Source organism: Luteimicrobium subarcticum (assembly GCF_002798015.1).
Taxonomy (GTDB): Bacteria; Actinomycetota; Actinomycetes; order Actinomycetales; family Cellulomonadaceae; genus Luteimicrobium; species Luteimicrobium subarcticum.
Map to the genome: position 1 here is coordinate 628989 of NZ_PGTZ01000006.1, position 15302 is coordinate 644290.

The following is a 15302-nucleotide window of genomic DNA, read 5'->3' on the forward strand; positions in this document are numbered from 1 at the left end:
TCACAGCTCCTTCAGTGCGAGGGTCCGGTCGGGCTCCTCGACGACACGGACGTCGTCGAGCGAGATCTGGTGGGGTGCGGGGACGGCCGAGCCGGGCAGGCGCACGGCGGCGCGCCCCCACGCGACGGCCGTCGCGACGTCGTCGGCGCCGCGCCGCCCGGCGGGCCGCCCGCCGGAGAGGTACCCGGCGAGCGTCGTGTCGCCCGCGCCGACGGTCGACAGCGGGACGAGGGCAGGGCCGCCGGCCCAGTGCACGGCGTCCGCGGTGACGAGCAGCGCGCCGTGGGCGCCGAGCGAGACGAGCACCTCGTGGGTGCCGGCCCGGACGAGTCCGCGGGCGGCGTCGACGACGTCGCCGACCGTGCGCAGCTCGGCCCCGACGAGCTCGGCGAGCTCGTCGTCGTTCGGCTTGAGGACGGCGGCGCAGCCGGACGCGGCGACCCGGGCGAACGGCTCGCCCGAGGTGTCGACGACCATCTCGGCGCCGTGCCGTCGTGCGACGTCGGCGAGCCGCTGGTAGAAGTCGTCCGCGAGGCCGGCGGGCAGGCTGCCCGCCCCGACGACGACGTGCGGGACCGCGGACGACGCGCGGCTCGCGTCGAGCGTCGCGGCGACGGCGCCGAGCAGGTGCTCGGCGTCCCGGGTGTCGAGGGTCGGGCCGACCGCGTTGATCTTGGTGGTGGTCCCGTCCACCTCGGCGAGGGTGATGTTGCTCCGGGTCTCCCCGAGGACGGGCACCGCCTGCGCGGGGACGCCCAGCTCCGACAGCGCCGTGACGATCCGGCCGCCGTCGGCGCCCCCGGCAGGGAAGACCGCGGTCGAGGCGATGCCACCGGCGACGAGCGCGCGGCTCACGTTGATGCCCTTGCCGCCCGCGTCGACGCGGGTCCCGGTCGCGCGGTTGACCTCGCCGCGCGCGAGGTCCGCGAGCTCGTAGGTGCGGTCGACGCTCGGGTTGGGGGTGACGGTGACGATCATGCGCGCACCACCAGCGGGCCGGCCTCGCCGAGTCGGTCGGCGAGCTCGGGGTCGACGCCCGAGTCCGTGATGACGACGTCGACCTCGTCGAGGCCGACGACGCGAGCGAAGTCGTCGCGCCCGACCTTGGTGTGGTCGGCGAGGACGACGACCTTGCGGCCGGCGTGCACCAGCGCGCGCTTGACGGCGGCCTCGGCGAGGTCGGGCGTGGTCAGGCCGCGCTCGACGCTGAGCCCGTTGGTCCCGACGAACGCGACGTCGACCTGCACGTCGTGCAGCTCGCGCAGCGCCCACGGGCCGACGGCCGCGAGGGTGCGTCCGCGGACGGTGCCGCCGACGAGGTGGACGGTGGTGGCGGGCCGTGCGGCGAGCAGGGACGCGACAGGGAGCGAGTGCGTGACGACCGACAGCGGCCGGTCGGCGGGGAGCATCTCGGCGAGCCGGACGGTGGTCGTGCCCGCGTCGAGGAGGATCGAGCCGTCCTCGGGGACCTCCTCGAGGGCGAGCTTGGCGATGCGCGCCTTCTCGGCCGACAGCAGGCCCTCGCGGACGGCCACCCCGGGCTCGAGGCCGAGCCGCTCGACGGGGATCGCGCCACCGTGGACGCGGCGCACGAGACCCTGACGCTCGAGGACCGAGAGGTCTCGGCGCACGGTCTCGGGGGTGACCTGGAGGTCGGTGGCGAGCCCTGCGACCTCGACGCGTCCGTCGGCGCGGGCGCGGTCGAGGATCTCCTGGTGTCTCTCCGGCGCATACACGGCGGCGGCTCCCTCGTCGTCTTCGGCGTGGGCATCGGGGTCGGTCGACGGTGCGTCTCGACCTCGGTGCATCTTTGCTTCTCTTTGTATAGACCCGTTTGAGTCCGTCCGCAAGGGTTCAGTCGCAGAAAGTGGGCAGTAGAGCAGATATTCAAATCGAAACGGAAGGACAAACACCCCGGAAACGACGAAACCCCCTCGCCCGTCAGGGCGAAGGGGTTCCGTTCTCGAGGCACGGGATCAGGGCAGCCGCAACCGCCGCATCAGCTGGAACGTCCGCGTCATCAGCGCGGTCCACTGCTCCCCCGGACGCTCGTACAGCACGTCCAGGCTCACACCGCGGTCCACACCCCGCTGCACCGCGACCGTCTGGACCTCGGTCACCGCCTCGATGCCCTCGCGGCCGTGCCGGCGCCCCAGCCCTGACGCCTTGAACCCGCCCAGCGGGGCGCCGACCGAGCCCCACGCCGCCGTGTACCCGTCGTTGACGTTCACCGTTCCCGCCCGCACGCGCCGCGCGATCCCGCGCGCCCGCACGAGGTCCGTCGACCACACGCTCGCGTTGAGGCCGAACTCGGTGTCGTTCATGACGTCGACGGCCTCGTCGTCCGACGCGACCCGCCGCACCGACACGACGGGACCGAAGGTCTCCTCGCGGGCGCACAGCGCGTCGTCCGGGACGCCGTCCAGGACCGTCGGCGCGTAGAAGAACGGGCCGAGGTCGGCCCGGTGGACGCCACCCGCCAGCACGACCGCGCCGCGCGCGATCGCGTCGTCGACGTGCGCCTGCACGCGCGCGAGCTGCGCCGCCGAGGTCAGCGTGCCGACCTGGTGCCGGTAGTCCAGTCCCGCCCCGATCGTCAGCTCGCGCACCAGCGGCACGAACTCGTCGAGGAACGCGTCGGCGACGTCCTCGTGCAGGACGAGCCGCTCGATCGACATGCAGAGCTGCCCGGTGTTCGCGAAGCACGCCCGCGCGACGCCCACCGCGGCGGACCGGACGTCCGCGTCCGCCGCCACGTACAGCGGGTTCTTGCCGCCCAGCTCCAGGGTCGCGCCGATGAGCCGCTCCCCTGCCTGCGCCGCGACCTGACGGCCGACCGACGTCGAGCCCGTGAACAGCACGTGGTCGACCGAGCCGGTGAGCGTCCGCCCGATCTCCGGCCCCCCGTACACGACCTCCACGACGCCGGCCGGCAGGCCGGCCTCCTCGAGCGCCTCCGCGACCCACAGCATCGTCAGCGGGGTCTGCAGGTCGGGCTTGACCACGACCGCGTTCCCGGCGAGCAGCGACGGCACGAGGTCGGATGCCGTGAGCGTCAGCGGGTAGTTCCACGGCGCGATGACGCCGACCACGCCGACCGGGTGCCGGACCACGCGCGTGCTCGTCAGGAGCGGCAGCATGCCGGGCACGCGGCGCTCGCGGAGGTAACGCTCCCCGCGGACCGCGTAGTGCCGGGCCGTCTGCGCGACGTCCATGACCTCTTCGAACGCGCTCGCGCGCGCCTTGCCGTTCTCGAGCTGGACGAGGTCGAGGACCTCGCTCTGCCGGGCGAGCACGATGTCGTGGAACCGCAGCAGGACGTCGGCCCGCGCCGCGAGCGGGCGGGCGGCCCACCCCTCCTGGGCGTCGCGCGCACGCGTCACGGCGGCCTGGACGTCGTCCTCGCTGGAGAGCGGTACGGCGACGAGCGGCGCGCCCGTGAAGGGCGCGACCGTCCGGTGCGACCCCACGGCCTGCGAGGTCGCGAGCCGTGCGAGCAGCGGAGCGACCACCTCCGGCTCGAGCGCGTAGGTGGAGTCGGGGCGGTCCGGGTCCAGCAGGTCGATGGTGACGTCGTCGGTGCTGTCTGCCATGCCCGACACCCTACGTGCCCCCGCCCACGGGTTCGGCCGAGCGCCGAGCGGCCTTCGGTCGACCCGTGCGGCGCCGGAGGTCAGCGCGGCTGGTAGGGCGACACGACGACCTCGACGCGCTGGAACTCCTTGAGGTCCGAGTACCCCGTGGTGGCCATCGCGCGGCGCAGGGCGCCCACGAGGTTGAGCGTGCCGTCGGCCTGGCGGCCCGGGCCGAACAGGATCTCCTCGAGCGAGCCCGACGTACCGACGCGCACGCGCTCCCCGCGCGGGAGCTGCCGGTGGTGCGCCTCCGGACCCCAGTGCCAGCCCTGGCCGGGCGCCTCGGACGCCCGCGCGAGCGCGGCACCGATCATCACCGCGTCGGCGCCGCACGCGACGGCCTTCACGAGGTCGCCGGACCGGCCCACGCCGCCGTCGGCGATGACGTGCACGTACCGGCCGCCCGACTCGTCGAGGTAGTCGCGACGCGCCGCCGCGACGTCCGCGACCGCGCTCGCCATGGGCGCGTGGATGCCGAGCGAGACCCGCGTCGTGTGCGCCGCGCCGCCGCCGAACCCGACGAGGACGCCCGCGGCACCCGTGCGCATGAGGTGCAGCGCCGCGGTGTAGGTCGAGGCGCCGCCGACGATGACCGGCACGTCGAGCTCGTAGATGAACCGCTTGAGGTTCAGCGGCTCGGCGTTGGACGACACGTGCTCGGCCGAGACCGTCGTCCCACGGATGACGAACAGGTCGACGCCCGCGTCCACGACCGTCTTGTAGAACTCCTGCGTGCGCTGCGGCGACAGCGCGCCGGCGACGGTGACACCGGCCGCGCGGACCTCCTTGATGCGCTCGGTGATCAGGCCCGGCACGATCGGCGCGTCGTAGATCTCCTGCATGCGGGACGTCGCGCGCTCCGGCTCGAGCGTCGCGATCTCCTCGAGCAGGGGGCGCGGGTCCTCGTAGCGCGTCCACAGGCCCTCGAGGTCGAGCACCCCGAGGCCGCCGTGGCGCCCGAGCTGCACCGCGGTCTCCGGGCTCATCACCGAGTCCATCGGCGCGGCCACGATCGGCAGGTCGAAGTGGTAGGCGTCGATCTGCCAGCCGGTCGACACGTCCTCGGGGTCACGGGTGCGCCGCGAGGGCACGACCGCGATGTCGTCGAAGGAGTACGCGCGCCTGCCCCGCTTGCCGCGGCCGATCTCGATCTCGTTGCTCACGTGCCCAGGGTATCGGTGCCACGCGATGGGTCGCCCGGCACGTCCGTCGTGTGGGAGGCGGCTGCGACGCTTGCCCCATGAGCACGCCGCACGCGCACGTACCCGGTCCGAGCTGGACGACCTCCCCGCTGCTCGGCGTCGACACCGAGACCACGGGCGTCGACCCGCGCACGGACCGCGTCGTCAGCGCGGCGCTCGTGCACCGCGACGGCGTCGTCACCGAGGTACGCACCTGGCTGGTCGACCCGGGCGTCGAGATCCCCGAGGCGGCGACCGCGGTCCACGGCATCACCACGGCGCACGCGCGCGAGCGCGGGCAGGATCCGGTGACCGCTCTCGAGCAGGTCGCCGCCCAGCTCCACGAGGCGTCCGCGGAGGGCGTCCCGGTGGTGGCCTTCAACGCGTCGTACGACCTCGACATCCTCGAGGCGGAGCTCGCGCGGAACGGTCTGAGGACGCTGCGCGAGCGCCTCGGGCACGACGTCGGCCCGGTGATCGACCCGTTCGTGCTCGACCGTGCGCTCGACCCCGAGCGGCCCGGCCCGCGCACCCTCGGCGCGACGTGCGCGGTCTACGGCGTGCTCGACCCGGACGGCGAGCGCGCGGCGTCGCTGCACGCGGCCGACGTCGACGTCATCGCGACGCTCGACCTGCTCGCGGCGATGGCGGCGCGCTTCCCGCACCTGGCCGCACTGGACGTGCCGGCGCTCGAGCGCCTCCAGGACGAGACCCGGCGGGCCTGGGCGCAGCGCCGGGCCGAGGCAGCCGCCGAGCGCGCCCAAGCCGCTCGGACGAGCGGCGGAACGTCCGCGAGCGCCGACCCGACGGTCTGAACCGGCGGGGCGACGCTCGCGGGGCGGAGCGGTCGGGTCAGCGCGACTGGTAGTTCGGCGCCTCGACCGTCATCTGGATGTCGTGCGGGTGCGACTCCTTGAGGCTCGCCTGCGTGATCCGCACGAACTGTCCGCGCCGCTGGAGCTCCGGCACGTTCCGGGCGCCGACGTAGAACATCGACTGCCGCAGGCCGCCGACGAGCTGGTGCGCCACGGCGGACAGCGGACCGCGGTAGGCGACCCGGCCCTCGATGCCCTCGGGGATCAGCTTGTCGTCGCTCGTGACCTCGGCCTGGAAGTAGCGGTCCTTCGAGTACGACTTCTTGCCGCGCGAGCTCATCGCACCGAGCGACCCCATGCCGCGGTACGCCTTGAACTGCTTGCCGTTGACGAAGATCAGGTCGCCGGGCGCCTCGTCGCAGCCCGCGAGCAGCGAGCCGAGCATCACGGTCTCGGCGCCCGCGACGATCGCCTTCGCGATCTCGCCCGAGTACTGCAGGCCGCCGTCCGCGATGACCGGCACGCCGGCGCGGCGGGCGGCCAGCGACGCCTCCCACACGGCCGTGATCTGCGGGGCCCCGACACCCGTGACGATGCGGGTCGTGCAGATCGAGCCCGGGCCGACCCCGACCTTGATCGCGTCCGCGCCCGCGTCGACGAACGCCTGCGCGCCGTCCCGCGTCGCGACGTTGCCGCCGATGACCTGGACGTGGCGGGTCGCCGGGTCGGACTTGAGCCGCGCGACCATGTCGAGCAGGAGGCGCACGTGACCGTGCGCGGTGTCCGCGACCAGCACGTCCACGCCGGCCTCGACGAGCGTCGTGGCGCGCTCCCACGAGTCGCCGAAGTAACCGATCGCGGCGCCCACGCGGAGGCGACCCTCGTCGTCCTTCGTGGCGTTCGGGTACTGCTCGGACTTCACGAAGTCCTTGACCGTGATGAGACCCTGCAGGTGCCCCGCGCCGTCGACGAGCGGCAGCTTCTCGATCTTGTGCTTCGCGAGGAGCGCGGCGGCCTCGTCGCGCTCGATGCCCACGGGCGCGGTGATCAGCGGCATCGGGGTCATGACCTCGCGCACGCGCCGCGTCTCGTAGTCGGCCGACGGGACGAACCGCAGGTCGCGGTTGGTGATGATCCCGACGAGGACGCCCGCAGCGTCGACGACGGGCAGGCCGGAGACGCGGTACTGCCCGCACAGGGCGTCGAGCTCGGCGAGCGTGACGTCGGGGCTCACGGTGACCGGGTCGGTGATCATGCCCGACTCGGAGCGCTTCACGACGTCGACCTGGTGCGCCTGGTCGGCGATCGACAGGTTGCGGTGCAGCACGCCGATGCCGCCCTGGCGGGCCATGGCGATCGCCATGCGCGACTCCGTCACGGTGTCCATCGCGGCGCTCACCAGCGGGATCGACAGGCTGATCTCACGCGTGAGGCGCGAGGTCGTGTCGACCTCGTCCGGCACGACGTCCGTCTCGCCGGGCAGCAGCAGGACGTCGTCGTACGTCAGCCCGACCCGCTGGAACGGGTCCGGGGGGTCGCCGACGAGGTCGGGGGTGGTGTCCGAAACGAGGGGGGAGGGCGCGTCCGTCACCACCCCAGTCTACGGCTCCCGCGCGTCACTCCCCCGCGACCGCGAGCACCTCGTGCAGGAGACCGGTGAAGCTCCGCACGCGGTGCACCTCGCGCGCCACCGGCACCTGGGCGTCGTCCTGGTCGCGCCCCAGGCCGACGAAGACCGACAGCTCCGGGAAGGCGTCGTGGATCGCGTCGACGAGCTGCCACGGCGGCTGCGTGAGCGACGAGACCGTCACGACGGCCACCGGCCGCACCATCGTGACGAGCTCGATGGACCGGTGCGCACCGGCCGGGCCCATGACGACGCGCGCCGTGACCCCGTGCGCGACGAGCGCGGCGGCGAGCACGTGCGCGACCACGGGCACAGGCTCCCCGATCGCGGAGAACACGAGCACGATCCGGCGCAGGCGGCTCGGGTGCGAGACGGGCGGGTTGCCGGCGTGGCCCTCGATGTCGCTCCGCTCCTGGAGGTAGAGCCGGATGGCGTGGAGGGTCGCGTTGTTCAGCACCACCTCGGGCGCCTCACCGGGGCCCGCGAGCACGACGCGCGACTGGAGGCGCTGACGGGCGGGCTCGACGATGCCGGTCCACCACGCCGCCGGGTCCTGCTCCGCGTCGATGCGCAGGAGGTCGTCGCACCGCTGCTCGTCGTAGGCGATGGCCGCGTCCACGACGTCGGTCACGAGCGTCCCCGGGTCGCGCACGGCCGCCGCACGCCGGTCGCGGTCACCGGTCGGGCGCTCGTCGCGACCGCCGTCGATCGCGCGCAGGACGGGACGCTGCGGCGCGTCCGTCCCGGCATCGTCCCGGTCGGCCGCGTCGTCGGTGTCGGGGTCGTCGTCCGTGTCGTCGGCCTCGCGCAGCGCCGCCTCCGTGAACCCGGACTGCCGGGCCCGCTCACGGACGTCCTCGGCGGGCGCCTCGAGCGCCGCGCGCGCCGCGTCGCCGGGAGCCACGCCGTCGAGCGTGAGCTCGCGCATCAGCAGGAGCCGGTCGACGTCCTCGACCGTGTAGCGACGGTGCCGTCCGGCGACGTGCGAGGAGGGTCCGAGGCCGTAGCGGCGGTCCCAGGTGCGCAGCGTGGGGGTGGCGACCCCGAGGCGCCGGGCGACGCTCGCGACCGTGTAGCCGTGGAGGCGACCGTCCTCGCCCAGGAGCGCTGCGCGCTGATCGTCGTCGGCCGTGTCGGGGGGTGTCATGCCCTGCTGGTCTCCCGTCACGTCGTCATGGTCGGTGCCTTGGTGTGCCACCCCTTGATTGTCGCGAGACGCGGACCCCGCCGCCACCGCCGGATCGCGCCAGGACCGATCCAGAACCGATTCAGAACCGATTCAGCGGGGACTTGAACAACTTGTGAAACGGTTGCTAGGTTGTTCACCAGTTGCTCACGACATCGCGGGTCAAACCAGCCGAAGTCACCGACGATCGACGGACCACCCGCAGCACCACCGAGCCCTCCGGGCCACGGAAGAACGTCCCGGCACCGCGAAAGGAACCACGATGACCGAGATCTCTCGCCTCCCCGGCCCCGTGATGGACCTCTGGGAGTGGCAGTACCAGGGCTCCTGCCGCCAGACGGGGGACGAGGTCTTCTTCCACCCCGAGGGCGAGCGCGGCTCCAACCGCCGCCGCCGCGACCAGGCCGCCAAGACGGTCTGCCAGAGCTGCCCCGTCATCCAGCAGTGCCGCGAGCACGCCCTCCGGGTCCGCGAGCCCTACGGCGTCTGGGGCGGCCTCACCGAGGACGAGCGCACCGCGATCCTCACCGCGCAGGAGGCCGGCGGCCTCAGTAACGCGGTCTGAGCACGGCGGACCGGGCACGGCGGTCCGGACGCGGCGCAGAGACGACAAAGGTCCCGCACCCCGAGGGGTGCGGGACCTTCGTCGTACCGGGTGTCGTCAGGCGACGACGACGGCGAGGACGTCGCGCGCCGAGAGCACGAGGTACTCCCCGCCCGCGTACTTGACCTCGGTGCCGCCGTACTTGCTGTAGATGACCTTGTCACCCACGGCCACGTCCAGCGGCACGCGGTTCCCGTTGTCGTCGATGCGGCCCGGGCCCACGGCCAGGACCTCGCCCTCCTGGGGCTTCTCCTTGGCGGTGTCCGGGATGACGAGGCCGGAAGCGGTCGTGGTCTCGGCCTCGATGGCCTTGACGACGATCCGGTCCTCGAGCGGCTTGATGGGGACCGACACGGCGGACCTCCCCTTTCGCTGTGAACTGCTGCGGATGTTCGGGGTGCGCGCTGCGGCCGACCGTCGTCGCGGGTGCCGGAACAGCCTGGCGCGCGTGCCCCCGCCACGAGGACGGGGACACGCCCAAGTTAGCACTCGGCATGATCGAGTGCCAGCCACCCGGTGCGGCGCCGTGCGAGGATCGAGTCATGGACCTCGCGACGGCCGACGCCCTCCTCACCCCGGCCGGAGAGGCGCTCCTCGCGAGCCTCCCCCCGTACGACGAGGACCGTGCCATGGCGCTCGCCCAGCGGCTGCGCGACGACGGCGTCGACCCCGCGCTCGCCGCCGCAGCGCTCACCCAGTCGCGGCTCCGCGCTCGGGCGCGCGGCAAGCTCGGGCCCTTCGCCGACGACCTCTATCTCACCGTCGACGGCCTCGAGCAGGCCACCCGGCTCGTCGTCGCGGTGCGGCACGCCCGCCGCTACCTCGCCGCCGGGGTCGAACGGGTCGCCGACCTCACCTGCGGCATCGGCGCCGACTCCCTCGCGTTCGCCGGCGTCGGGCTGCGCGTGCTCGCCACCGACCTCGACCCCGTCACCGCGCGGCTCGCCACCGCCAACCTGCGGGCCTTCCCCGAGGCGCAGGTGCGGTGCGCCGACGGCCTCTCCCTCGACCTCGTGGCCGAAGGTGTCGACGGCGTCTACGCGGACCCCGCGCGCCGCCGCGGCGGCAGCCGCGTGCTCGACCCCCGCGCCTACGCGCCGCCCCTGGACGCCGTGTGGGACGTCCGCGGGACCGTCCCCGCCGTCGGGATCAAGGTCGGTCCGGGGATCGCGCACGCCGGCCTGCCCGACGACGCCGAGACGCAGTGGGTGTCCGTCGACGGCGACGTCGTGGAGGCCGCGCTCTGGTTCGGGCCGCTCGCGCCCGACGGCCCCGGCCGGACCGCGCTCGTACTCCGGTCGACGGGCGACGGGCGGGTCCTCGCGCGGGACGTCCGCGCCGATCCCGGCGACGACCCCGCGGAGGTCGGGCCGCTCGGCGCATACCTCCACGAGCCGGACGGTGCCGTGATCCGCGCGGGCCTGGTCGCCCCCGTCGCGCACGCCCTGGGCGGGCGCCTGCTCGACCCGACGATCGCGTACGTCACCGCCGACTCCCCCGCGCCGCCCGGCCTCGCGGTGCCACCCGCCTGGACCCCGGCCGGGGAGCTGCCCGCGGGGGCACCCGTCGCGACCTCGTACCGCGTCCTCGACGTGATGCCGTTCGGCCTCAAGCCCCTCAAGGCATACCTCCGCGCCCGCGGGGTCGGCCGGCTCACCATCAAGAAGCGCGGCACCGCCGTCGTCCCCGAGGAGCTGCGGCGCCGCCTCGACCTGCGCGGCGACGCCGAGGCCACCGTCGTGCTCACCCGGGTCGCCGGGAGGCAGAGCGTCGTCGTCGTCGAGCCGGCGACGCCCGACGCCGGCTGAGCCGCGCCCGGCGGGCACCGGGAAGGGCCTTGGCTGCGCGTCAGGGGCCGCGTCCGTGGAAGCATGTGCGCCATGGAACTGCCGTTCGCCCGGTCGGACCGCTCGACGGTCGGCATCGAGTGGGAGCTCGCGCTCGTCGACAAGGACTCCGGCGACCTGCGCCAGGTCGCCCAGACCGTGCTCGACGCCGTGCGCCCCGACGGTGCCGAGAAGCACCCCAGCATCGTCCAGGAGCTGCTGCTCAACACGGTCGAGGTGGTCTCCGGCGTCGGGCGGACCGTCGGCGAGGCGGCGGACGACCTCGAGCGAGCCGTCGCCGAGATCCGCGAGGTCACCGACCCGCTGCGCGTCGAGCTGATGTGCGCCGGCACGCACCCCTTCGCACGCTGGGACCACCAGAAGGTCACCGACAAGGAGCGGTACAACACCCTCATCGACCGCACGCAGTGGTGGGGACGCCAGATGCTCATCTACGGCGTGCACGTGCACGTCGGGATCGAGGACCGCGCCAAGGTGCTGCCGATCCAGCGCGCCATGCTCACGCGGTTCGCGCACCTGCAGTCGCTGTCTGCGTCGTCGCCGTTCTGGGGCGGCAAGGACACCGCGTACGCGTCCAACCGCGCGCTGATGTTCCAGCAGCTCCCCACGGCCGGCCTGCCCTACCAGTTCGACGAGTGGTCCCAGCTCGAGCAGTACGTCGCCGACATGATCCACACCGGCGTGATCGACGCCTTCGACGAGGTCCGGTGGGACCTGCGCCCGTCACCGCGCTTCGGCACCCTCGAGTCGCGCATCTGCGACGGCATCACGAACATCACCGAGCTGCGCTCGATCGCCGCGCTCACCCACTGCCTCGTCGAGCACTTCTCGACGATGCTCGACGAGGGCCGCGACCTGCCCGTCCTGCCCACCTGGTTCGTCCAGGAGAACAAGTGGCGGTCGGCCCGCTACGGCATGGACGCGATCATCATCCTCGACGAGCAGGGCAACGAGGAGCTCGTGACCGACTCGGTCGCGAGGCTGCTGCGCGACCTCGAGCCCACGGCCGAGCGTCTCGGCTGCTCCGACGACCTCGACGGCGTCCGGACGATCCTGCGCAAGGGCGCGTCCTACCAGCGGCAGCGGGCCGTGGCGCGGCGGGCGGGCGGCGAGCTCGACGCCGTCGTCGCGTCGCTCGTCGCCGAGATGCGGGAGGGTCGCCCGCTCTGAGGCGCCGCCGGACGCCCGCGAGGCCGCGCGCGAGCCTCCGGTCGTGGTTACCGTGACGGCATGCCGACGTTCCGCACCACCCTGCTGCTCGACGGTCGCAACGTCGGCATCGAGGTACCCGACGAGGTAGTCCAGGCGCTCGGCGCCGGCGGACGGCCACCGGTCTCCGTCACCCTCAACGGGTTCACGTACCGCTCCACGGTCGCCCGGATGAAGGGCCGCTACCTGGTGCCGGTCTCGGCGGCGATCCGTGCCGAGGCGCACGTCGAGGGCGGCGAGGAGCACGACGTCACGGTCGAGCTCGACGCGCAGCCCCGCACGGTCGAGGTGCCGGACGACCTCGCGGCGGCGCTCGCGACCGGGGGCGTGCGCGACGCCTTCGACGCCCTCTCCTTCTCCGCCCGCAAGGAGCACGTCCGGTCCGTCACCGAGGCGAAGGCCGCCGCGACCCGGGAGCGGCGGATCGGCAAGGTCGTCGGGTCGCTCGGCGACTCGTGACCGCAGCGTCGAGGAGTCCGTCCGGTCAGACCGTGACGGTCGTGAGCGGCATCGACGAGTCGACGCCGATGTCGAGGCGCGACGGTGCGACACCGGCCGCCACGACCGCCGACCCGAGCGCCGCGATCATGGCGCCGTTGTCCGTGCAGTAGCGGATCGGGGGGATGCGGACGGTGATGCCCTCGGCCGCGCAGCGCGCCGCAGCCATCTCGCGCAGCTGGGAGTTCGCGGAGAACCCGCCCCCGACGACGAGGGTGTCCACGCCGTGGCGGTGGCACGCCGCGATCGTCTTGGCGGTCAGGACGTCCGCGACCGCCTCGGCGAACGACGCCGCGACGTCGTTCAGCGGGATCTCCTCGCCGGCGTCACGACGCGTCTCGACCCACCGCGCGACCGCCGTCTTGAGGCCCGAGAACGAGAAGTCGTACGCGTGCTTCTCCTGGTCCTTCGCGGCCGTCAGTCCGCGGGGGAAGCGGATGGCTCTCGGGTCGCCCTCGCGGGCGAGCCGGTCGATGTGCGGACCGCCCGGGTACGGCAGGCCGAGCAGCCGGCCGACCTTGTCGAACGCCTCGCCCGCCGCGTCGTCGAGCGTCGAGCCCAGCTCGGTGACGTCGGTCGCGATGTCGTCGACGAGCAGGAGCGAGCTGTGCCCGCCCGAGACCACGAGCGCCATGAAGCGCTCCGGGAAGGGACCGTCGACGAGAGCGTCGACGGCCGCGTGGCCCACCACGTGGTTCACCCCGTACAGCGGCTTGTTCAGCGCGAGGGCGAGCGACTTGGCTGCGGACGCGCCGATGGTCAGCGGACCGACCAGGCCGGGACCCGCCGTGACGGCGATCGCGTCGACCTCGGACAGGTCCACGTCGGCCGTGCCGAGCGCCCGCTCGATCGTGGGGACCATGGCCTCCAGGTGGGCGCGGCTCGCGACCTCGGGGATGATGCCGCCGAAGCGTGCGTGCTCGTCCATCGAGCTCGCGACCGCGTCGACGAGGAGCTGGTCGCCGCGCACCAGCGCGACGCCCGTCTCGTCGCAGGACGTCTCGATGCCGAGGACAAGGGGGGCGGTGGACGCGTCAGGCATGGTGTCCAGGGTAGCGGCGGCGGGCGCCCGTCAACCCCGACCGACGGCCTCGCGCGCGGCGTCGACGAGCGCACGCGCTCGTGTGAGCGTGGCGGCCAGGTCGTCCGGCGTCGACCCGGGCCGTGCGAGGAGCGTGTGGACCTCGGCGGCCCAGCCGTCGGGCGCGGTCGCGGCCGAGCCCGCGCGGGCGACCAGGCCCTTGTCGTTCGTCGCCCACTGGCCGGCACGGCCGAGCAGCGCGTGCGCGCAGACGCCGAAGGCGCGGAAGAGGCAGCCTGCGACGTACGCGCTGTCGCCACGTCGCGCCCCCTTGAGCGCTCCCTCGACGAGGAAGGACGCCTCCCACGTCCCGTCGGCGAGCGTCTCCGCCAGCGCCGCGGGGAAGGGGTCGAGTGCGGATCGCAGGGCGCCGAGCACCCCGGACGGGTCCGCGAGCACCCCCCCGGACGCCAGCTCGCCCGCGTAGGCGACGTCGAGGAACCCCAGCGGGTGCCCGGGCTGCACGTGCCAGGCCGCGCGGCCGTCGACGGCGTCCGACACGGCCTGCCGCACGCGTCCGACGTCCCGGTAGATCCAGTCGACGGCGACACCGTCCACGGACAGCCAGGCACCGCCGTCGACCCACGGCCCCCAGCCGCCGCGCGCGCCGACCACCGCGTCGGGACCGGCGACGTCGCGAGCCAGGTCTTCGAGCCGCCGCAGGTCCAGGGACTCGTCGACGTACAGACCCAGGTCGACGTCCGACGACGGCAGGGCGTCGCCCCGGGCGCGGCTGCCGCCCAGCACCACCCCGACGACTCCGGGGATGACGGTCAGCCGGGCGGACAGCGCGCGCCACGTGTCGTCGGCCTCACCGGGAAGGGGCGCCGGGGCGTGGGGCGGGGCGTCGGGCGGCATGGCCGGACCCTACGCGACCGCTCGCGCCGTGTGGTGGACGTCACGGTCGCGCCGGGAAGGATGATTGACGATGTGACTGTTGACCGAGGTATGAGCCTTGAGACCCCCGACATCGACGCCACCCTCGACGAGATCGAGCTGGAGAGCGCGCTCGCGATCGACCCTGCCGCCGCGGACCTCCTGTTCCGCGAGGCGCACACCACCAACGCCTTCGCCGACCAGCCCGTCAGCGACGAGCAGCTCCGTGCCGTCTGGGACCTCGTCCGCTGGGCCCCCACCGCGATGAACTCGCTGCCGCTGCGCCTGCTGGTGGTGCGCACGCCCGAGGCCAAGCAGCGCCTCGCCGCGCACATGGCCGAGGGCAACCGCGACCGCGTGCTCGCGGCACCCGTCACGATCGTCGCGGCGGCCGACCCCGGCTTCCACCGCCACCTCGGCACGCTCGCACCGTTCGTCGCCGACGCGGAGGCCAACTTCGAGCCGCTCACCGAGATGCGTGACGGCATGGCCCGCACCTCGGGCCTCATCCAGATCGGCTACCTCCTCGTCGGTCTGCGCGCCGCCGGGCTCGGTGTCGGCCCGATGACCGGCTTCGACGCCGCAGGTGTCGACGGCGAGTTCTTCGACGAGAGCGGCTGGAAGTCGCTCGTCGTCGTCAACGTCGGCGTCCCCGCCGCCGAGGGTGCGCACCGCCCCCGCCAGGCGCGCCTCGGCTACGACGTCGTGAGCGCCACGGTCTGATCCCGACCAGCAGCGCTCCC

Annotated in this window: 15 protein-coding genes; 6 read left to right on the forward strand and 9 right to left on the reverse strand. The window is 73.8% G+C overall.

All coding sequences use genetic code 11. The annotated features are described in order from the left end of the window. From CLV34_RS03485 to CLV34_RS03500, 4 genes are all read right to left on the reverse strand, one after another. The gene (locus CLV34_RS03485; protein WP_100348807.1) at positions 1 to 978 is read right to left on the reverse strand and encodes a 1-phosphofructokinase family hexose kinase; all 978 of its coding nucleotides are present in this window, start codon (positions 976 to 978) and stop codon (positions 1 to 3) included. Next, complete coding sequence (locus tag CLV34_RS03490; protein WP_100349203.1) at positions 975 to 1736, reverse strand: DeoR/GlpR family DNA-binding transcription regulator; 762 nt, start codon at positions 1734 to 1736, stop codon at positions 975 to 977. Before CLV34_RS03490 ends, CLV34_RS03485 begins: the two co-directional genes overlap by 4 nt. A 240-nt stretch (positions 1737 to 1976) precedes the next feature. After that, positions 1977 to 3593 (reverse strand): succinic semialdehyde dehydrogenase, encoded by a 1617-nt coding sequence (locus tag CLV34_RS03495; protein WP_100348808.1) that lies wholly within the window; start codon positions 3591 to 3593, stop codon positions 1977 to 1979. Between the two features lie 80 nt (positions 3594 to 3673). After that, positions 3674 to 4798, reverse strand: coding sequence for a GuaB3 family IMP dehydrogenase-related protein (locus CLV34_RS03500; protein WP_100348809.1), 1125 nt, complete (start codon positions 4796 to 4798; stop codon positions 3674 to 3676). A gap of 77 nt (positions 4799 to 4875) precedes the next feature. On the opposite strand from CLV34_RS03500, the gene CLV34_RS03505 reads away from it, so the two are divergent. Then, on the forward strand, positions 4876 to 5631 hold the full coding sequence (locus tag CLV34_RS03505) for an exonuclease domain-containing protein (RefSeq protein WP_100348810.1): 756 nt from the start codon (positions 4876 to 4878) through the stop codon (positions 5629 to 5631). Between the two features lie 37 nt (positions 5632 to 5668). On the opposite strand, the gene guaB is transcribed toward CLV34_RS03505, so the two are convergent. After that, a complete protein-coding gene (guaB, locus tag CLV34_RS03510) occupies positions 5669 to 7138 on the reverse strand; it encodes an IMP dehydrogenase (protein ID WP_245859003.1) in 1470 nt (489 codons plus the stop codon). A gap of 109 nt (positions 7139 to 7247) precedes the next feature. Next, positions 7248 to 8405, reverse strand: coding sequence for a MerR family transcriptional regulator (locus CLV34_RS03515; RefSeq protein ID WP_100348811.1), 1158 nt, complete (start codon positions 8403 to 8405; stop codon positions 7248 to 7250). A gap of 301 nt (positions 8406 to 8706) precedes the next feature. Here CLV34_RS03515 and CLV34_RS03520 point away from each other — a divergent pair, with 301 nt between their 5' ends. Beyond that, positions 8707 to 9009, forward strand: a complete 303-nt coding sequence (locus CLV34_RS03520) for a WhiB family transcriptional regulator (protein ID WP_100348812.1) — start codon at positions 8707 to 8709, stop codon at positions 9007 to 9009. A 96-nt stretch (positions 9010 to 9105) separates the two neighbouring features. Here CLV34_RS03520 and groES read toward each other — a convergent pair whose 3' ends face one another. Continuing rightward, entirely contained in the window at positions 9106 to 9402 is a 297-nt protein-coding gene (gene groES / locus CLV34_RS03525; RefSeq protein ID WP_100348813.1) for a co-chaperone GroES, read from the reverse strand. Between the two features lie 188 nt (positions 9403 to 9590). Between groES and CLV34_RS03530 the strand changes: the two genes are divergently transcribed. From CLV34_RS03530 to CLV34_RS03540, 3 genes are all read left to right on the forward strand, one after another. Beyond that, positions 9591 to 10856, forward strand: a complete 1266-nt coding sequence (locus CLV34_RS03530) for a class I SAM-dependent methyltransferase (protein WP_100348814.1) — start codon at positions 9591 to 9593, stop codon at positions 10854 to 10856. A 72-nt stretch (positions 10857 to 10928) separates the two neighbouring features. Then, positions 10929 to 12065 (forward strand): glutamate--cysteine ligase, encoded by a 1137-nt coding sequence (locus tag CLV34_RS03535; RefSeq protein WP_245858950.1) that lies wholly within the window; start codon positions 10929 to 10931, stop codon positions 12063 to 12065. A 60-nt stretch (positions 12066 to 12125) separates the two neighbouring features. Further along, a complete protein-coding gene (locus CLV34_RS03540; RefSeq protein ID WP_100348816.1) occupies positions 12126 to 12563 on the forward strand; it encodes a YdeI/OmpD-associated family protein in 438 nt (145 codons plus the stop codon). Positions 12564 to 12588: 25 nt separating this feature from the next. Here the strand turns inward: CLV34_RS03540 and tsaD are convergent, their stop codons facing one another. Together tsaD and CLV34_RS03550 are read right to left on the reverse strand one after the other, a co-directional pair. After that, entirely contained in the window at positions 12589 to 13644 is a 1056-nt protein-coding gene (gene tsaD, locus CLV34_RS03545) for a tRNA (adenosine(37)-N6)-threonylcarbamoyltransferase complex transferase subunit TsaD (RefSeq protein WP_100348817.1), read from the reverse strand. Between the two features lie 30 nt (positions 13645 to 13674). Then, positions 13675 to 14541, reverse strand: a complete 867-nt coding sequence (locus tag CLV34_RS03550; RefSeq protein WP_100348818.1) for a nucleotidyltransferase domain-containing protein — start codon at positions 14539 to 14541, stop codon at positions 13675 to 13677. A 90-nt stretch (positions 14542 to 14631) separates the two neighbouring features. Between CLV34_RS03550 and CLV34_RS03555 the strand changes: the two genes are divergently transcribed. Next, complete coding sequence (locus CLV34_RS03555) at positions 14632 to 15282, forward strand: malonic semialdehyde reductase (RefSeq protein WP_100348819.1); 651 nt, start codon at positions 14632 to 14634, stop codon at positions 15280 to 15282. The last annotated feature ends 20 nt before the right edge of the window (positions 15283 to 15302 follow it).